Here is a 17,197-nt window from a genome sequence, read left to right as displayed (position 1 = left end):
CGCACCAAGATCTACGAAATAAAATAAAAAAAAATTTCGATGATTTACTTTCATCTCTATCCAACAAACTCTATTTAGCATATGTAGCATCATTCCTACCTCACTGTAATAAAAGACGACTTAGTAAATAGCATCACAAATACCTTGTGATGTGCTACCATCAATACCCATATTTATCGTAGCATCCCACGCTGTAATATTCTTGTTTATTTCGCCACCATCATCCGTGGCATTATTAACTATCACCAATATGTTATCTGTATCTTCTTGGTATCGATATTCAGGGTTGAATAATTCATCGCTAAACCACAAACTCGATACTTCTCCCATAAGAAGAAGGTCACCTTCATCAGGCGCTATCTTCGATCCGCTTTGGTTATATAATCGATTAAATACAAAAGGAATTTCAGCTTGGTTACAGGCTTTTCCACCGAAGCAAGCCAAATTACCTATTGTGTCAAAAATAGAGTCTTCAATCAGCTGGTTATTAAAACTTGCGACATAGTCAAAATGATAAATGATAGGAGTGATGTCATGATCGACTTCTTTTGCGTAATCACGAATAGCACATTTATATATCAATTGATTATTTAATTGATTAAACTTTCTTATCTCTTCTGATACCCCATCTAAAGTGGTAGGATTTTCCGATGGTGAGAAATCATCAAAGCGTAAAGGCGTGTCGGTCAACCGATCTACATATAGGATTGATGATATTAACGTGTACGCAGGTATATCTGCTATTTGTGGCAAATAACGAATATCATCACTATCTCCTATTAAAAATAGGACAACATCAAGTAATTTAATACCCGGTAATAATTCTATATTAATCAAGAATAGTAACTTTAACTCCGCTATATAACTATCCGTTTCATTGTTATTAAATCCTATAATAGAAGGGACGGTTAAAGGAGCTTCATGAGCGAGGCTTGTTACGTGATAGCCTGGGTATTCCTCATATTCTGTGCAAACCCCAAGGAATGTCTTTATGCACTCACGATGGGACTCAATGTAGGGTGAAAAGGGAAGTAATTTCGCTCGCGGTTCGATTGCTGCAATATCCGATGCGTATTTCAAAGTAAGCTTCGCCACAATCGATTCCGTGCTATCGCCATCTTCAATCCAGCCCAAGATGTCACTGACCATACTTTCGATGGTTTGGTCAGGTAAACCAAACAAGCGTCCCGTTATTTCTGCTTTTACTTGTTTTTGTAGTTCTAAAATCTGATCAACCGTCAATTGGTTAATACTTAAATCAGGATACAGCGTTGCCATTGCAGTTTCTAAAGTGTCGTATTGGTCTTTCGCTGCAGCGTATGATTCAAATGAAAGTCCGAGCGGTAAACTTTGCATAATCGCTCTGCTAAAGAAATTACCGGCAATATCATCTTCAGGATCGCGCTCTCCACTGGTTGTTTGCTGAAGCGCATTAATTGATGTCGCACCAGCACCTTGCCCAAATACAGTGACGTTTGTACTATCTCCGCCAAAGTCTTCGATATGTTGGCTAACCCACTCTAGAGCTCGCTTTTGATCACCAACCGCAAAGTTGCCCCCTTTCGTTTGACCTGCATCTTCAACCCACCGTTTTCCCAATAAACCAAGACGGTAGTTAAAAGTAACAGCGATAAAGGGGTTATCACTCATTGTACTTTGTGCAACGGCGACATCTGGAATTATATTGGGCAGGTGTCCAGATCCCGTTTCAAACGAACCACTATGGATATAAACATACACAGGTAATAAATCACCTGAAGTCGCATTATTAGGTCTCCATACGTTCAAGTAAAGGCAGGTCTCTGAGTACAATTCTGTTGAGCCAAACTGAGGGCATATATTCCCAAAGTCTGTATACGAATTATTTTCGGTCACCGCTTGTGCTAGAGGCAGCATCACACTGTGTTCAAAACGGTCAGGCGCACCGAAGAAAAAATCACCTTCGCTACTATCGCCCGAGTAAGCATAAGGTATCCCTTTGAACGTTTCTATTGTAACCAGTGAGGTACCGTCTTCAGTCGCAGAAAGTGAAGGGGCGACTGTGATTATTGGTTCTTTGAGGCCTTGTATAGTCACTTCACCTATTTGAGCCTCAAAAGTAATGGGTTGAGGTGATTCCTCTTCAGGAGCAGGGGTAAAGCTGAACTCAGTAGAATCATCACGACAACCGAAAAGTACAACTCCGATCAAAACCAAAAATGCTTTTGTCATCACTTACCTCTTCAATATCGAAAGTAAAGAACATTGCTATCACGCTTTGAATACCAAAATCAATCTTCTAATATTAGACTTAAAAATCAGAAAAGGTGGACAATATTACAATTACAGGTTCTGTCGTAAACAGTGGTGATAGGTTAAACTCTTCATCAAAATTCACCACTGCCGACGCTATGGCTATCAAATTTACAGGCGCCACTTTCCTTCCGACATCATTCTTCCGGCTGTTCGTTATTACGTTTCTTATAAGCTGATCTACCGTGAAACCGAAGAGATACTCAATGAGCGAGGTATCGATGTTGATCACTCAACCATCAATCGGTGGGTTATCAAATACGCCCCACTATTGGAGCACAGAGCACACCGAAGAAAGAAGCCTGTCGCTACTTCGTAGCGGATGGATGAGACTTACATTAACGTCAAAGGCCAGTGGAAGTATTATTACCGAGCCGTTGATAAATGCGGTAATGTGATTGATTTTTTACTGTGCGAATACCGTGACGAGAAGGCAGCTCGCGCCTTCTTCACCAGGCAATTAGCCATAATGGCTTGCCCGAAAAGGTCGTGATAGATAAGAGTGGTGCTAACGCATTAGCGTTACATAATATCAACGTCAGCCTTTGGTTAACGGGGAAGATGCTCAATCTAATTGAAGTGCTTCAGGTAATGTATCTGAACAAAGTCACCGTAGAGTGAAAGGTAAAATGCACCAGTGCCTAGGGTGGAAATCTGATGAAGGAGCAAAAGCTACTCTTGCAGGGGTAGATCTTTGGACTATGATTAAGAACGGACAGCTTGATAACCTAAATATGCTTGTCGTCAGTGCGAGAAAACAGGCGACAGCAGCCGAATCGTTCAGAAGCCATCCCCTCAGAGCCTCATCCCTAAAAGCTTCGCCACAGAAAGTTTGCTGACCAACATCATTCTTGGAAAATACCAATACGCGATGCCACTTTATCGTCAAGAATCGCTGTTTACCCAGTCGGGTATCGAGCTATCACGTACCACCATGGCTAGGTGGGTCATCCAAGTCAGTGAGAAGTTCGCCCCGCTGTATGCCGCCTTGAAAGAGCACCTACTTCAACAAGTGGTGGTTCAAGCGGATGAAACGCCGCTCAATGTGCTCAAAGAAGAGAAGCAGTGTTATATGTGGCTCTACTGCTCAGGCGCTGACTCACCCGAAGCGGCACTGCCGAATGTGAAAAATATTGCCTTGTACGACTATCAAAACAGTCGCGCGAGGGCGTGTCCCGTGGACTTTTTAGGTGACTACAACGGTTATCTACAAACCGATGGCTACGCGGCTTATGATGGTCTGCATCACGTCACCAAGGTAGGGTGCTTAGCGCATGCTCGTCGCAAGTTCATGGATGCTAAAAAGCTTCAAGGGAAAGGTAAATCGGGCAAGGCTGATAAGGCGCTGGCTAAAATCCAAAAACTCTACGGGATAGAATCACGCTTAAAAGGTGCGCCTGCCGAAGAGCGAAAAGCAGAGCGTCAAGCGCTTGCCAAGCCGATACTGGATGAGCTTTACCAATGGATGACAACCCAGAAGGTGATAGGCTCTAGCCCACTAGGCAAAGCAATAAAGTACACGCTCGGGCAATGGCCTAAACTCATTCGTTATATCGACGATGGTCACTTATCTATCGATAATAATCGCGCTGAACGCGCAATTAAACCGCTGGTTATTGGCAGGAAAAATTGGCTATTCTCCAACACACCAAATGGCGCTGAGGCGAGCGCGATGCTTTACAGCATCATCGAGACCGCGAAAGCCAACGGTCTTATCCTCTACGACTACATGGTCAAGTGCATGAAAGAGCTGGCGAAAGCTGAGCCTGATATCGATGCACTCCTGCCTTGGAACTTCAAACATTAGTAATATCGCCCTGTAGGTTCATGGGGCGTTTACCTAAGACTCATGAGACAAGCTAACGGATGTACAAGCCTTTTGTACTTTTAGTCCATAATTGAACGCGGTGGCCAAAGAGACCGATACAACGACGAAAAAAGCGAACCATTCGGTTCGCTTTTCTATATGGTTTACGTCACAAACTTAATTGCGGTCACAGACTTAATTAATCTAGTCACAAACTTTATTGTGATGTGACAACGCTACGAATTAGTCTTCGTAGTTATCGATGCTTGGGCAAGAACAGATTAGATTACGGTCGCCGTATACGTTGTCTACACGGTTAACAGTAGGCCAGTACTTAGAGTTCTTCGTTGCTTTCGATGGGAAGCAAGCCAGTTCACGAGAGTAAGGGCGATCCCATTCTGCGCCTGAAAGGTCAACTTGTGTATGCGGTGCGTTCACTAGAGGGTTGTTGTCTAGTGGCCATTCACCCGCTTTTACTGCTGCCATTTCGTGACGGATTGCGATCATCGCTTCACAGAAACGGTCTAGCTCTTCTAAGTCTTCTGATTCAGTTGGCTCTACCATTAGTGTGCCAGCTACTGGGAAAGACATAGTAGGCGCGTGGAAACCGAAGTCCATTAGACGCTTAGCAATATCTTCTTCGCTGATGCCTGTGTCTTCTTTTAGCGGGCGAATATCGATAATACATTCGTGCGCTACGCGGCCGTTAGTGCCTCGGTAAAGAACAGGGTAGTGAGGACGTAGTTTTTCCATCACGTAGTTCGCGTTCAGAATCGCTACTTTCGTTGCGTCTGTTAGGCCAGGTTCGCCCATCATTGCGATGTAAGCCCAAGAGATAGGTAGAATTGAAGCACTACCTAGATCTGCTGCTGATACCGCGTAGTCAGAACCTTGTACACCGTTTTCGATGTGACCTGGTAGGAAAGGTGCTAGGTGCGATTTAACGCCGATAGGACCCATACCCGGACCGCCGCCACCGTGTGGGATACAGAATGTTTTGTGTAGGTTCAAGTGGGATACGTCTGAACCAATGAAGCCAGGCGAAGTTAAACCTACTTGAGCGTTCATGTTCGCGCCGTCTAGGTAAACCTGACCGCCCGCTGCGTGTACTTGTTCACACACTTCTTTCACTTGCTCTTCGTATACGCCGTGCGTAGAAGGGTAAGTGATCATGATGCTTGATAGGTTGTCTTTGTGCTTCTCGATTTTCGCTGCTAGGTCTGTCATGTCGATGTTGCCATCTTCATCACACTTAACAACCACTACCTTCATTGAAACCATTGATGCTGTTGCAGGGTTAGTACCGTGCGCCGAGCTTGGAATCAGACAAACGTTACGGTGACCTTCACCGCGGCTTGCGTGGTAGCGTTGAATCGCGATTAGACCTGCATATTCGCCAGATGCACCAGAGTTAGGCTGTAGTGAGAAATCGTCGTAACCGGTGATTTCACATAGCTTCTCTTTAAGATCTTTCGCTAGCGCTGTGTAACCCGCTGCTTGATCAAGAGGTGCGAATGGGTGAATTGAACCAAACTCAGGCCATGTTACTGGGATCATCTCAGCAGCAGCGTTCAGCTTCATCGTACAGCTGCCCAGTGGGATCATGCCGTGCGTTAGTGAGAAGTCTTTGTTCTCAAGCTGTTTTAGGTAACGCATCATTTGCGTTTCGCTGTGGTGCGTGTTGAATACTGGGTGAGTTAGGAACTCTGATTCACGACGGCAGTTTTCTGGAATTGCCGCAAATTCGTTTGATGCAATGTCAGAAGATAGTGCTTGAACGTCTTCTTTCACCTCGAAGATAGCGAACAATGCGTTCACGTCGTCGACTGTGGTTGTTTCATCTAAGCTGATACCGATCTTACCTTTAAGAAGGCGCAAGTTGATGTCTGCTGCTTGTGCTTTCGCGTACAGTGCATCTGTCTTCTCTTCAGAGTTGATTGTGATGGTATCGAAGAAGCTGTTGTTTGTTAGCTCGTAACCCGCTTTAGTCAGGCCAGCCGCTAGGATAGCTGTCATGTGGTGTGTACGACGAGCGATAGTACGTAGGCCTTCTGCACCGTGGTAAACCGCGTAGAAAGACGCCATGTTTGCTAGAAGTGCTTGAGCTGTACAGATGTTTGATGTCGCTTTCTCACGGCGGATATGTTGCTCACGAGTTTGCATTGCCATACGTAGCGCTTGGTTACCGTGAGTATCGATAGAAACACCGATTACACGACCTGGCATTGTACGCTTATGCTTTTCACGAGTACCCATGAATGCAGCGTGTGGACCGCCGTACCCCATAGGAACGCCGAAACGTTGTGCTGAACCGATTACTACGTCTGCGCCCATTTCGCCAGCAGGCTTAAGTAGAGCAGATGCGAGTAGGTCAGTAGCAACGGTTACTAGAGTTTTGTTTGCTTGAGCTTTCGCAATGATGTCTGTTAGGTCACGAACTTCGCCCGTTGTACCAGGGTATTGAACTAATGCACCAAATACGTCTTGCTCTGGAAGTGTTTCAAGAGCGCCAACCATTACTTCAAAACCGATGTACTCAGCACGAGTTTTAACAACTTCTAGTGTTTGAGGGTGAACATCGTCAGCAACGAAGAATACTTTGCTCTTGCTTTTACCAGCACGCTTACACAGTGTCATTGCTTCGCCAGCCGCTGTCGCTTCGTCAAGAAGAGACGCGTTCGCGATTTCCATACCTGTAAGGTCCATTACCATTTGTTGGTAATTTAGTAGAGCTTCAAGACGACCTTGAGAGATCTCTGGTTGGTATGGTGTGTAAGCTGTGTACCAGCCTGGGTTCTCTAAAACGTTACGTAGAATAACGTTTGGAGTGAATGTGTTGTAGTAGCCTTGGCCAATGAAAGTACGTTTCACTTGGTTTAGGTTAGCGATCTCTTTAAGAGAGGCCAGCATGTCCATTTCGCTTAGTGGCGCAGCAAGTGTCATTGGTTTTTCAAGACGGATTTGTGCAGGAACCGTTTCGTCGATCAGTGCGTCTAGGCTAGTCGCGTTGATCGCTTCAAGCATTTTTTGCTGGTCTGCTTTATTTGGGCCGTTATGACGAGCAACAAACTCGTTTTGAGTACCCAGGTCTTTCAGTAATTGGCTTTGAAGTAATTCAGTCATGATATGTTCTACTTTCTCTCTGGAGCCGTGAGCTAGCCCCTAAAATTAAGCTGCTCAAAAGAGCAGCTTTATCGTAATGAGGTTACCTATTAGTCTTCTTCGATAGAGCTTAGGTATTCTTCCGCATCTTTAAGGTTGTCTAGTTCAGACGCATCAGACATCTTCACTTTAACAATCCAGCCACCTTCATAAGGTTCTTCGTTGATTAGCTCTGGGCTATCTTCTAATTCTTCGTTGATTTCTACGACTTCGCCAGAGATTGGTGCGTAGATATCAGAAGCAGCTTTCACTGACTCAACTAGAGAGAAGCTTTCGCCAGCTTCGATTTCGTCGTCAGTGTCAGGCAGGTCAACAAACACAACGTCACCTAGCATCTCTTGAGCGTGCTCAGAAATACCGATAGTTACAGTACCGTCACCGTTGTCTTTTACCCACTCGTGGCTGTCTGCAAACTTTAGTGTATTGTCCATTGCTTATTCTCCAAAAATTTATGAGGTTTTAATTTAAATCTTAAAAACGGTCTAACGGTAAAGAGGGAAGCGCTTGCAAAGCTCTTTAACTTGCTTGCGAACACGTTGCTCAACTTCAGCGTTGCCTTCAGGGCTTTCAATTAAGCCATCAAGTACATCGCCGATCCATTCACCGATAAGTTTGAATTCTTCAGTGCCAAAACCACGACTGGTTCCAGCTGGCGTACCTAAACGAATGCCAGAGGTAATCATAGGCTTCTCTGAATCGAATGGTATACCATTTTTGTTACATGTGATCCCTGCACGCTCTAATGCCTCTTCAGTTACGTTACCTTTCAAGCCCTTAGGACGAAGGTCAACCAGCATTAGGTGCGTGTCTGTTCCGCCAGTCACAATGTCACAACCGCGAGTTTGCAACACTTCAGCAAGAACTTTTGCGTTGTCGATCACTGAATCAATATAAGTATTAAATTCTGGGCCAAGTGCTTCGCCAAACGCCACTGCTTTAGCCGCGATAACGTGCATGAGTGGGCCGCCTTGTAGGCCAGGGAACACTGCAGAGTTGATCTTTTTGTTGATGTCTTCGTGGTTCGTCAGAATCATACCGCCGCGTGGGCCACGAAGTGTTTTGTGCGTTGTTGTTGTAACAACGTGTGCGTGTGGTAGTGGGCTAGGGTGAGCACCTGTCGCGATAAGACCCGCGATGTGTGCCATATCTACCATAAGGATAGCGCCAACTTCGTCAGCGATTTCGCGGAATTTAGCGAAGTCGATAACGCGTGGGATAGCACTACCACCTGCAATAATCATTTTAGGTTGGCATTCGATAGCGAGAGCGCGTACCGCTTCGTAATCGATTTCAAGAGTGTCGCGGTCTACGCCGTATTGAACTGCGTTGAACCATTTGCCTGAAAGCGCAGGGCGTGCACCGTGCGTAAGGTGACCACCAGCGTCAAGAGACATACCTAGGATAGTGTCGCCAGGTTGAAGTAGGGCAAGTTTAACTGCGCCGTTCGCTTGAGCACCTGAGTGAGGTTGTACGTTCGCGTATTCACACTTGAATAGCTGTTTAGCACGTTCAATCGCAATAGCTTCTACTGTATCTACGTGCTCACAACCACCGTAGTAACGACGACCTGGGTAGCCTTCTGCGTATTTGTTGGTAAGGCAAGTGCCTTGAGCTTGCATTACTGCTTTAGAAACGATGTTCTCAGAAGCAATAAGTTCGATTTGTTCGTTTTGACGAGTGTTCTCTGCTTGGATTCCAGCAAATACTGCGTCGTCAGTCGCAGATAGGTTCGTAGAGAAAAAACTGTCTAAGCTATGGTTTTGATAAGCGTTCATTGTCGAGACCTTTCATTAAGCTAATGGTGATTGTTTTTATAGTCCATTAGGTCTTACGTTGATTTCTGCATCGGTATCGTTTGCGTTATATAGGTGTATAAATAGTGCGTTGCTTCTTATTTATACGACCATAGCGTCAAAGCGATCGTTGTAGGGTCAATGCAGCACGAATTGGTTCCCAAAAATTTCGGGTAAAAAACAGCTCTTACAAATGTTAAATCTATCACTTGCTGCAAGCTGAAGTAGCATCTCTTCATCTAACAAGTCGATAACATAGCTCCGATAAAATCAATTTTCAACAAAAATTTCCAATAGGAAACAGATTTTCTCGTTTTGCTACAGGGAGCACGCTTTATTTCCCTGTGTGCTCTTTAATCAACAAAGCGCTTCATGCAACAATGAAATCAATAGACAGGAAGTAAGAAATGAATGAGGGACCTATGTCAGAAGACATTTATGATGAGTACCCATCTTTAACGTTGGCGAAAGAGACGTTAGATCAGAATATCGAACCACTTAGGCTCGGCCAGCGTATTAAAGATATCCGCAGCAAGCTGGGCATTACGTTAGAAGAGGCGAGCCAACGTACTGGTTTGGCGCGCTCTACGCTGAGTAAAATCGAGAACGAACAAATCTCACCGACGTTCCAAGCGATGCAGAAATTGGCTATGGGTTTGCAAATTGATATGCCGCAACTCTTTGAGCCACCAAGAAAAAAGGTTGCCACAGGACGTCGTGACTTAACTAAAGCAGGTCAGGGTAAACCTCACCCAACTCCGACTTACGAGCATGAACTGCTCGCGACAGAACTTTCGAATAAGAAGATGATGCCGTTCAAGAGCCGAGTGAGAGCACGCACCTTTGAAGAGTATAACGATTGGGTTCGCCACGATGGTGAGGAGTTCTTGATGGTGATCTCTGGTGATGTGATGTTCTACTCAGAATTCTATGAGCCGGTACCCATGAGCGAAGGTGACAGCATGTATTACGACGCCAACATGGGGCATATGTTGATTTCTACTAGTACAGAAGATGCACTGATTTTGTGGGTGACTGCAAAATAAGTTAACAAAGTTAGAATTTCTTATAGTGAATGCAAACGTTTGCTTTTGTTTCTAACGTTTGCCAAAAGACGCGATGTTGGTGTGAAAAGCATCAATATCGCGTTTTTGTATGCGACTGAAAGTTGTTTTTAAATTGTTAAATATCACATTTTGAGCTGTTTTAATCTTGTTAAGGGTGTAAAACTGACTCAGGCTTGTTTACTATAGTGAACACGGTTTACTCATGTTGATTGAAGTTTACTGAAGTGAATTCTTAGAAAGTGAGTCGTATAGCTTTTATACAGAAGCCTCTTTTTATATCGCTAGTAATAAAAGCCTATATAGAAGACATCACTTTTTACTATCTACTGTTTCTAACGTTAACCCATATCGTTAGAGGCGACTCTAAATAGAGATATAAGCGGCAGATTCGATTTGGAAAGCCTGCAACGCTTCATGGAGAATAAAATGACTCAAGAACACGCTAATCAAGACCTACTAAAAACACCTCTGCATGCACTTCACGTTGAAGTCGGCGCAAAAATGGTTCCTTTTGCTGGCTACGACATGCCAGTTCAGTATCCACTAGGTGTAAAGAAAGAGCACTTACACACTCGTGACGCTGCTGGTCTTTTTGATGTTTCTCACATGGGGCAACTGCGTCTACACGGTGAAAATGCAGCCGCTGTTTTAGAATCTCTGGTTCCAGTAGATATTATCGACCTGCCTTCTGGTAAGCAGCGCTACGCCTTCTTTACTAATGAACAGGGCGGCATCATGGATGATCTTATGGTTGCTAACCTTGGCGATCACCTATTTGTTGTTGTGAACGCGGCGTGTAAAACACAAGATATCGACCACCTAACGGCTCACCTTCCTGCAGACGTAAAAATGGAAGTGATTGATGACCGCGCTCTATTAGCACTTCAAGGTCCGAAAGCGTCTGAAGTTCTGGCTCGTTTCCAACCAAGCGTTGCAGACATGCTGTTCATGGATGTTCAAAAAGTCGATATCGACGGCGTAGAGTGCATCGTAAGCCGCAGTGGTTATACCGGTGAAGATGGCTACGAAATCTCAGTACCGAACGATCACGCTGAAGCACTTGCTCGTAAACTAACATCAGAAGCAGAAGTAGAGTGGATTGGCCTTGGTGCTCGTGACTCACTTCGTCTTGAGTGTGGTCTATGTCTGTACGGTCACGATCTAGATACAACAACAACGCCGGTAGAAGCTAGCCTTTTATGGGGTATCCAAAAAGTGCGTCGTACTGACGGTGAACGTGCAGGCGGTTTCCCTGGCGCTGATATCATCCTTGAGCAAATCGCGACTAAAGACGTTCAACGCAAGCGTGTTGGTATTGTTGGTCAGACTAAAGCACCAGTACGTGAAGGCGCTGAGCTGTTCGATGCTGAAGACAACAAGATTGGCGTTGTAACAAGTGGTACTGCGGGTCCTAACGCGGGCAAGCCTGTTTCTATGGCTTACGTTCGTACTGACCTAGCGGTTATTGGCACTGAAGTATTCGCTGAAGTTCGTGGCAAGAAGCTACCAATGACAGTAGAAAAAATGCCATTCGTACCTCAGCGTTACTATCGTGGCTAATCTCTTTTAAGAGAAACCACTAAGCTAAATGAAAGCCTATTGTTTGCTTCTCTTTATTGGGAAGCCTAACGGTAGGCTTTTTTGATTTTGGTAGCGTATGTCTTTGGTAACGTATTGCTTTTAACGTTACCCACTAACAACGGTTACTTAAAATTCGTTTATAAAATGAGATATGTGGCGATATCGTTACAAATACTTACTATAATCACGATTGTGACGTGTTATGGTGACGATTCATCATTTTTGTAAATAAGTAGTAGGGGTTACAAGGAGTTAACTATGAACGTAAACCATACAATGAGTCCGGTTCGTAAAGCCGTTTTAGGGCTTTTAGCGCCATTAATTTACACATCAAGTGTTATGGCAACGGAAAACACGGACGAAAGTACTCCTGATGTGGGTGTAACACCCTATATTGTGAATGGTAGCGACGCTTCAGTCACGGAATTTCCTTCGATGGCAAGCTTGTTCATTGATCGTATTGATTATGACGGTGTTTACTCAACAGGCCCTTACTGTGGTGCAACAATTTTAGATAACTATCATGTACTGACTGCTGCACACTGTATTTATGGTGATGAGAATGCTCAACTTTTCACGGTAGTTGTTCCTCAATTGGAAGATACTTCTCTATTCCCTAACGGTAGCATCCAGAAAGTACGAGTATCTGAGGTGTATTATCGAACGGATTATTCAAACAGTATCAATCAACTATTAAGAAATGATATTGCGATTTTAAAGTTAGAAGCTTCTCTTAACCTTCAATCCTCAGCTGAAACTGTTATCCCTCAATTTGATACATACCTTAATGCTGCGAATGATTTCGTTGCAGTTGGCCATGGTGACATCGAGACTGATGTTGATGGTACGACATTGCTACAACAAGTTGACCTGACATATGTTGATACTCTTAATTGTAAAGCTGTTTTCGGTCCGTTAGTCACTGATAAACAAATTTGTTTCAACGGTAACGGACCGAATAATGGCTTATACGGGGGTACATGCCAAGGCGATTCTGGTGGTCCGGTGTTTTGGAAAAATGGCTCTACATATGAACAGGTCGGTATAACGAGTTTTGGGCCGACTACTTGCGGTGATGACATCGGCGTAACATCTGTATTTACAGAGGTATATGATTATAAAGATTGGATTACGGATGTAACTAAAGGGGTAAATGATAGCACGGAAACTGTCCAGTTTACCGCGACAGAGGCAAAACGAGTTGCTGTTGCTGGGACAAGTGCGTCAACTGGCTCTGGTAGCAGTGGCGGAGGTATTTCATTTGGTTTGCTAGGGATGCTGATGTTGATTGCTGGTGTTAGAAAAGCAGTTAAACGTTAGATCTTCAATGTTTTGAACAAGTCGACGCTTTATTTAAAGATAGCGTCGACTTTTTATTTTTTACTTTTGCAGGTGTGCAGTTGGTTAGTTGCTTGTAGAACTAGTTACTCAGCTCGATAACCGCTTTACGGCTGTATCTTTCTAGAATCTCATCCATCTCTTTTATCGCAGCATTGATGCTTTTAATCCCACCTTGAGCCACACCTTTTTCATTTTCGTTCAATGCAGAAAAAGCTTGCTTTAATTCCTTACCTTCCAACATGTTCCCGTGCAGCAACACCTCTTTGTACGTGAGTAGCTTATGTTGTATTGCAATAATTTCTGGGCGGGGATTGTCTGATTCTAATGCGTGACTAATGCAAGGAAATGCCAATGTATAGCGATTCGCAATTTCCAATTTGACGTCTTTCTTATTCGCAATATGCAATTTTTATTATTTCCCAACACTTGAATACTCAAGTTACCTAGCCTGTACGTTCACAACTGATATCAGTGTGAAGGTTTATGAAACGTAACGGTTTTATCAAGCGAATAATATGCCTTTGATGGCTTATGTAAACCATCACAAGTCAATATGGTCTGCTTCTTGCTGAATTTAGGACATAACTGTCTTTTGAGGATGAGCTTATGTCACAAGAACCCATAATATTGGCGCTGATTGAGCGTAGGAAACAAGCCAACTTGTCTCAAGAAAAGTTAGCCTCGAGTGCAGGAATGAGCTTAAAAACCTATCAAAGGATTGAACGCGGAGAGGCGGACATCAAGATGTCTCAGTATCGTTCAATCACTAGAACCTTAAAAGTGACGGATTTGGATGTGGTGCTTGATATTGTTGGCGCATCACAAGTAACAGCGGAAGATGTAGCTGCGGTCAGTCGTCTGCTGACCAGCGAAGAGCGCCTGTTGTTGATCAAGCTGATTTTGTCGGTCAAAAAGAAGCAGTAGTCTTTCTTTCAAATAAACAGCGTAATAGATCGATTCGTTAGTCAAATTGACAGATACTTCTAGGGTAATGTGTTCTCTGAGGGCATGAAGCCATCAGCTCACTCTTCCACGCAGCTGTTTGGTGGTGCTTCTTTGTTTTTTGCTTTCTAAACGTCTTTTCTGAGAGCCACGCGTCGGCTTAGTTGCTCGTCTTACTTTTTGAACCTTTGTCGCTTCCAAGATCAATTCTTTCAAGCGCACTAAAGCATCATCTCGGTTTTGTTCCTGAGTTCTATACTGTTGCGCTTTAATGATAATCACACCGTCTTTGGTGATGCGGCTATCTTTGTGTGCGAGGAGCTTTTCTTTATAGAAGTCAGGTAGGGTAGAGTGCTTGATATCAAAACGTAAATGTATCGCGCTCGATACTTTATTGACGTTCTGACCGCCGGCTCCTTGTGCTCTGATCGCTGTTAACTGGAGTTCCCAGTCTTGAATCGAAACAGAGTTAGATATTTGTAACATAAACATCCATTTTGAACGGTAATATGGCGCCATGATACTGAATATTGGTTATGGTATCAGTAACTTTATTTAAGAGTGGTAGTAGTGATGAAAATAGATTTAACGGCATATGAAGGATTAATCTTTGATATGGACGGTACGTTGATCGATACAATGCCTGCACATGTAAAGGCGTGGGAGCGAACGGCTGAAGAGTTTGGCTTTCATTTTGAAGCGTCTTGGCTGCATAGCTTAGGTGGCATGCCGAGTTATAAGATAGCCGGTGAGGTGAACAGCAAATACGGTTTATCGCTCGACCCACAAGCGGTTTCTACGTTTAAAATGGCGTCGTTTGCGGCTATCGAAGACAAAGGAGACGTTATCCCTTGTACTCACTCTCTGTTGTTAGAGCATCTGGGTAACAAGAAGATTGCAGTCGGAACGGGCAGTCAACGTAAAAGTGCCGAACAGTTACTGGATAAGACAGAGATCTTGAGTAAGCTCGATATTCTCGTGACAGCAACAGACGTTAAGAATCACAAACCAAATCCGGATACTTTCTTAGATGCGTGTTTTGGTATGGGTTTGCAGCCAAAGCAGTGTGTTGTGTTTGAAGATACGAACCTAGGTAAGCAGGCTGCTCATGCTGCGAACATGGATTGTATTCTAGTGGTAGAGGGGAACAAACTAGAGTTCTATCCTGCACCAAGCTGATTGCAAGGATTGGGTTGTTAAACCGCCAAACTAATAGCCTAGCGGAACAATACTGATTTTCTGTTAGGCGATTTCGCTCATTTCGCTGTCTAGGAACAGGCACACACTGTTTCGACCTGCTGCTTTGGCTTCATAAAGTGCTAAATCGGCGCACTTGTAGTTAAGAGCAGGGTCGTTGGTCAGGTTGGTAATTCCACCACTGACCGTCACCACGTTATCGAGCTCAATACTGACTGCGATTCTCAATCTGTTAAGTACATACTCAGCTTCTTCTGTTGTGGTATGAGGCAGAATAACGCCAAACTCTTCGCCACCAATACGAGCCACAAAATCAGTTTCTCGGCACTCTCGTTGTAATACTTGAGCAACGGTTTGAATGACGCGATCTCCATAATCGTGACCAAATCTGTCGTTGATGCGTTTGAAGTGGTCTATGTCCAAAATTGCTAAACAAGACTGTTCGCGAGTAGGGTAACGATTAACACGAGAGCACTCATCTCGCAGCTCAAGATCGAATTTACGGCGGTTCCAACACCCAGCTAAGGCATCTTTTTCACTCAGGTTTCTCAGTTTGTTTTCTAGCTCTTTGTGTTTACTTATATCCACAAATGAAGCGACATAAAACTGAATCACGTCTTTCGAGTCTTTAATGGTTTGGATTCGCAATATTTCCGTGATCAAAGACCCGTCTTTACGACGATTAACCACTTCGCCTTCCCACATGCCTTTCTCTTTGATGATGCTCCACATCTTGATGTAGAACTCTTCGTTGTAGCGACCAGAGGCAAACATGGACGGTTGGCGGCCTTTTACGTCTTCTAACTCGTAGCCACTCACACGGGTGAACTCTTGGTTTACTTTGATGATTCGGTTGTTTCTGTCGGTAATCACCAAGGCAGACATGCCATTCATTGCGGCCTTAGCAAGTTGGCTCTCGATACTGTTCTTCTTGTGGTTGCTGTTCCACAATACGAAGCCAGCGGAGATCATCGAAATCAAGAAAGACAAGGTGATGATCTGAACGACGATCGCTTGTTTTTCTTCTCGGTATTGACTGCTGAACTGCTGATTTTCAATGTGAAGAACCATGTAAATAGGGCCTTCAAACTGTTTGATTTTAGGGCTGATGTCGGAATGAAAATACCAGTTCTCACCATCGAAATAGCTCGAAGTTGTCTTGTCTTGAATCGCAGTCCAAAGCTCAGGGTATAACTTTGCGTAAGTCTGCTCTGAACGTGATTCAATTACATGTCCGAAAGATTCCGTAGGATCCGGCCCCATGATTATGTGTCCGGTTTTGTTGAGAATAATAGGAACAGCAGAAGATGCACCAATTTGATAGTGAAGGCGCTTATAAATCTCAAGCATGTTCAGGTTTGCGATGAAGTAACCAATAATGCGGTTGTTTTCAGCGACTGGCGTCATAATGCGTAGTGCTGGAATCAAAGGGCGAACGATCTCTCCGTTTTCGACTTCAAGATCAATACCGCGAGAGCTAATCTCACCAATCTTTAATTGCTGTAGTACCTCATAGTAATCACGCGAAGACTTGTTCTGCAGTTCACTATCTGGAACCACGATTGCTTGATTGTCTTTATAATTAACGCGAAACACTTCGTTGCCAGCTAGATCGAGGTAACGAAGCTGGGAATAGTATTTTTGGCCACGAGCTAACATCACCCAAAGATCTTGCAGGGTTTCTTTATGGATAATAGAAGGTTCTCGAATCGCTCGGAGTAGTGTTTGAGAGTCGGCGATTGAAGGAACAGAGTTAGATATTTGCTCAACAATAACAGCGAGTTCATGAAAGCTGTATTCGATTTGATTTTGGCTAGACTGCTTAATATTTAGAGTGTGCTGAGCATCAATTCTGTCAAGTTCAGAATTGATGTAGAGGGCAGGGACTAGTCCTAGGGCAAAGATGGTACATAGAAATTGGCTGACTAGTTTTTTTATACTTGTATTCATCACTATCCTCAAAGAATCAGCGCAATACTATATATTTTATAGGGTTTTTAATGTGATCTTGACCG

12 protein-coding genes and 2 pseudogenes are annotated in these 17,197 nt (G+C 43.9%); 7 read left to right on the top strand and 7 right to left on the bottom strand.

Annotated features, from left to right (window positions below):
* Nucleotides 1-120: 120 nt before the first annotated feature.
* Nucleotides 121-2,211, bottom strand: coding sequence for a carboxylesterase family protein (locus AB4329_RS21000; protein ID WP_372139218.1), 2,091 nt, complete (start codon nt 2,209-2,211; stop codon nt 121-123).
* 190 nt (nt 2,212-2,401) lie between these two features.
* On the opposite strand from AB4329_RS21000, the pseudogene AB4329_RS20995 reads away from it, so the two are divergent.
* Together AB4329_RS20995 and tnpC are read left to right on the top strand one after the other, a co-directional pair.
* Nucleotides 2,402-3,014 (top strand): annotated as a pseudogene (locus tag AB4329_RS20995) (IS6 family transposase); the annotation flags it as partial.
* Between the two features lie 5 nt (nt 3,015-3,019).
* Nucleotides 3,020-4,099: pseudogene (tnpC, locus tag AB4329_RS20990) on the top strand (IS66 family transposase); the annotation flags it as partial.
* A gap of 243 nt (nt 4,100-4,342) precedes the next feature.
* Here the strand turns inward: tnpC and gcvP are convergent.
* The 3 genes from gcvP to AB4329_RS20975 all read right to left on the bottom strand — a co-directional run bounded on the left by gcvP (nt 4,343) and on the right by AB4329_RS20975 (nt 9,036).
* Nucleotides 4,343-7,222, bottom strand: coding sequence for an aminomethyl-transferring glycine dehydrogenase (gene gcvP, locus AB4329_RS20985; protein WP_372139217.1), 2,880 nt, complete (start codon nt 7,220-7,222; stop codon nt 4,343-4,345).
* A gap of 89 nt (nt 7,223-7,311) precedes the next feature.
* Nucleotides 7,312-7,692 (bottom strand): glycine cleavage system protein GcvH, encoded by a 381-nt coding sequence (gcvH, locus tag AB4329_RS20980; RefSeq protein ID WP_372139215.1) that lies wholly within the window; start codon nt 7,690-7,692, stop codon nt 7,312-7,314.
* A 51-nt stretch (nt 7,693-7,743) separates the two neighbouring features.
* Nucleotides 7,744-9,036 (bottom strand): serine hydroxymethyltransferase, encoded by a 1,293-nt coding sequence (locus tag AB4329_RS20975; protein WP_372139214.1) that lies wholly within the window; start codon nt 9,034-9,036, stop codon nt 7,744-7,746.
* Nucleotides 9,037-9,476: 440 nt separating this feature from the next.
* Here AB4329_RS20975 and AB4329_RS20970 point away from each other — a divergent pair, with 440 nt between their 5' ends.
* The 3 genes from AB4329_RS20970 (at nt 9,477) to AB4329_RS20960 (ending at nt 13,022) form a co-directional block, all read left to right on the top strand.
* Nucleotides 9,477-10,100 (top strand): helix-turn-helix domain-containing protein, encoded by a 624-nt coding sequence (locus AB4329_RS20970; RefSeq protein ID WP_017059847.1) that lies wholly within the window; start codon nt 9,477-9,479, stop codon nt 10,098-10,100.
* Between the two features lie 447 nt (nt 10,101-10,547).
* On the top strand, nt 10,548-11,681 hold the full coding sequence (gcvT, locus tag AB4329_RS20965; protein WP_372139213.1) for a glycine cleavage system aminomethyltransferase GcvT: 1,134 nt from the start codon (nt 10,548-10,550) through the stop codon (nt 11,679-11,681).
* Nucleotides 11,682-11,960: 279 nt separating this feature from the next.
* Nucleotides 11,961-13,022, top strand: coding sequence for a trypsin-like serine protease (locus AB4329_RS20960; RefSeq protein WP_017072173.1), 1,062 nt, complete (start codon nt 11,961-11,963; stop codon nt 13,020-13,022).
* Between the two features lie 100 nt (nt 13,023-13,122).
* On the opposite strand, the gene AB4329_RS20955 is transcribed toward AB4329_RS20960, so the two are convergent.
* Entirely contained in the window at nt 13,123-13,449 is a 327-nt protein-coding gene (locus tag AB4329_RS20955) for a hypothetical protein (RefSeq protein WP_029236416.1), read from the bottom strand.
* Nucleotides 13,450-13,649: 200 nt separating this feature from the next.
* Here AB4329_RS20955 and AB4329_RS20950 point away from each other — a divergent pair, with 200 nt between their 5' ends.
* Entirely contained in the window at nt 13,650-13,967 is a 318-nt protein-coding gene (locus AB4329_RS20950; RefSeq protein WP_017059843.1) for a helix-turn-helix transcriptional regulator, read from the top strand.
* Nucleotides 13,968-14,060: 93 nt separating this feature from the next.
* On the opposite strand, the gene arfB is transcribed toward AB4329_RS20950, so the two are convergent.
* Nucleotides 14,061-14,471 carry an alternative ribosome rescue aminoacyl-tRNA hydrolase ArfB gene (arfB, locus tag AB4329_RS20945; protein WP_017059842.1) on the bottom strand — a complete coding sequence of 137 codons (411 nt, stop codon included), beginning with the start codon at nt 14,469-14,471 and terminating at the stop codon, nt 14,061-14,063.
* Between the two features lie 87 nt (nt 14,472-14,558).
* Between arfB and AB4329_RS20940 the strand changes: the two genes are divergently transcribed.
* Complete coding sequence (locus AB4329_RS20940) at nt 14,559-15,164, top strand: beta-phosphoglucomutase family hydrolase (RefSeq protein WP_017069882.1); 606 nt, start codon at nt 14,559-14,561, stop codon at nt 15,162-15,164.
* A gap of 63 nt (nt 15,165-15,227) precedes the next feature.
* Here the strand turns inward: AB4329_RS20940 and AB4329_RS20935 are convergent, their stop codons facing one another.
* Nucleotides 15,228-17,132: a diguanylate cyclase gene (locus tag AB4329_RS20935; RefSeq protein ID WP_372139212.1), complete on the bottom strand. Its 1,905-nt coding sequence runs from the start codon at nt 17,130-17,132 to the stop codon at nt 15,228-15,230.
* Nucleotides 17,133-17,197: the final 65 nt, after the last annotated feature.

Source organism: Vibrio sp. 10N.261.54.A5 (assembly GCF_041471145.1).
Taxonomy (GTDB): Bacteria; Pseudomonadota; Gammaproteobacteria; order Enterobacterales; family Vibrionaceae; genus Vibrio; species Vibrio crassostreae_C.
The sequence above is the reverse complement of the archived record's forward strand: the minus strand, read 5'-3'. Positions and strand labels throughout refer to the sequence as shown.

Excerpts from the sequence above, each read along its gene's own strand:
- AB4329_RS21000 (WP_372139218.1), bottom strand. The coding sequence starts at position 2,211 with ATGACAAAAGCATTTTTGGTTTTGATCGGAGTTGTACTTTTCGGTTGT.
- gcvP (WP_372139217.1), bottom strand. The coding sequence starts at position 7,222 with ATGACTGAATTACTTCAAAGCCAATTACTGAAAGACCTGGGTACTCAA.
- gcvH (WP_372139215.1), bottom strand. The coding sequence starts at position 7,692 with ATGGACAATACACTAAAGTTTGCAGACAGCCACGAGTGGGTAAAAGAC.
- AB4329_RS20975 (WP_372139214.1), bottom strand. The coding sequence starts at position 9,036 with ATGAACGCTTATCAAAACCATAGCTTAGACAGTTTTTTCTCTACGAAC.
- AB4329_RS20970 (WP_017059847.1), top strand. The coding sequence starts at position 9,477 with ATGTCAGAAGACATTTATGATGAGTACCCATCTTTAACGTTGGCGAAA.
- gcvT (WP_372139213.1), top strand. The coding sequence starts at position 10,548 with ATGACTCAAGAACACGCTAATCAAGACCTACTAAAAACACCTCTGCAT.
- AB4329_RS20960 (WP_017072173.1), top strand. The coding sequence starts at position 11,961 with ATGAACGTAAACCATACAATGAGTCCGGTTCGTAAAGCCGTTTTAGGG.
- AB4329_RS20950 (WP_017059843.1), top strand. The coding sequence starts at position 13,650 with ATGTCACAAGAACCCATAATATTGGCGCTGATTGAGCGTAGGAAACAA.
- arfB (WP_017059842.1), bottom strand. The coding sequence starts at position 14,471 with ATGTTACAAATATCTAACTCTGTTTCGATTCAAGACTGGGAACTCCAG.
- AB4329_RS20940 (WP_017069882.1), top strand. The coding sequence starts at position 14,559 with ATGAAAATAGATTTAACGGCATATGAAGGATTAATCTTTGATATGGAC.
- AB4329_RS20935 (WP_372139212.1), bottom strand. The coding sequence starts at position 17,132 with ATGAATACAAGTATAAAAAAACTAGTCAGCCAATTTCTATGTACCATC.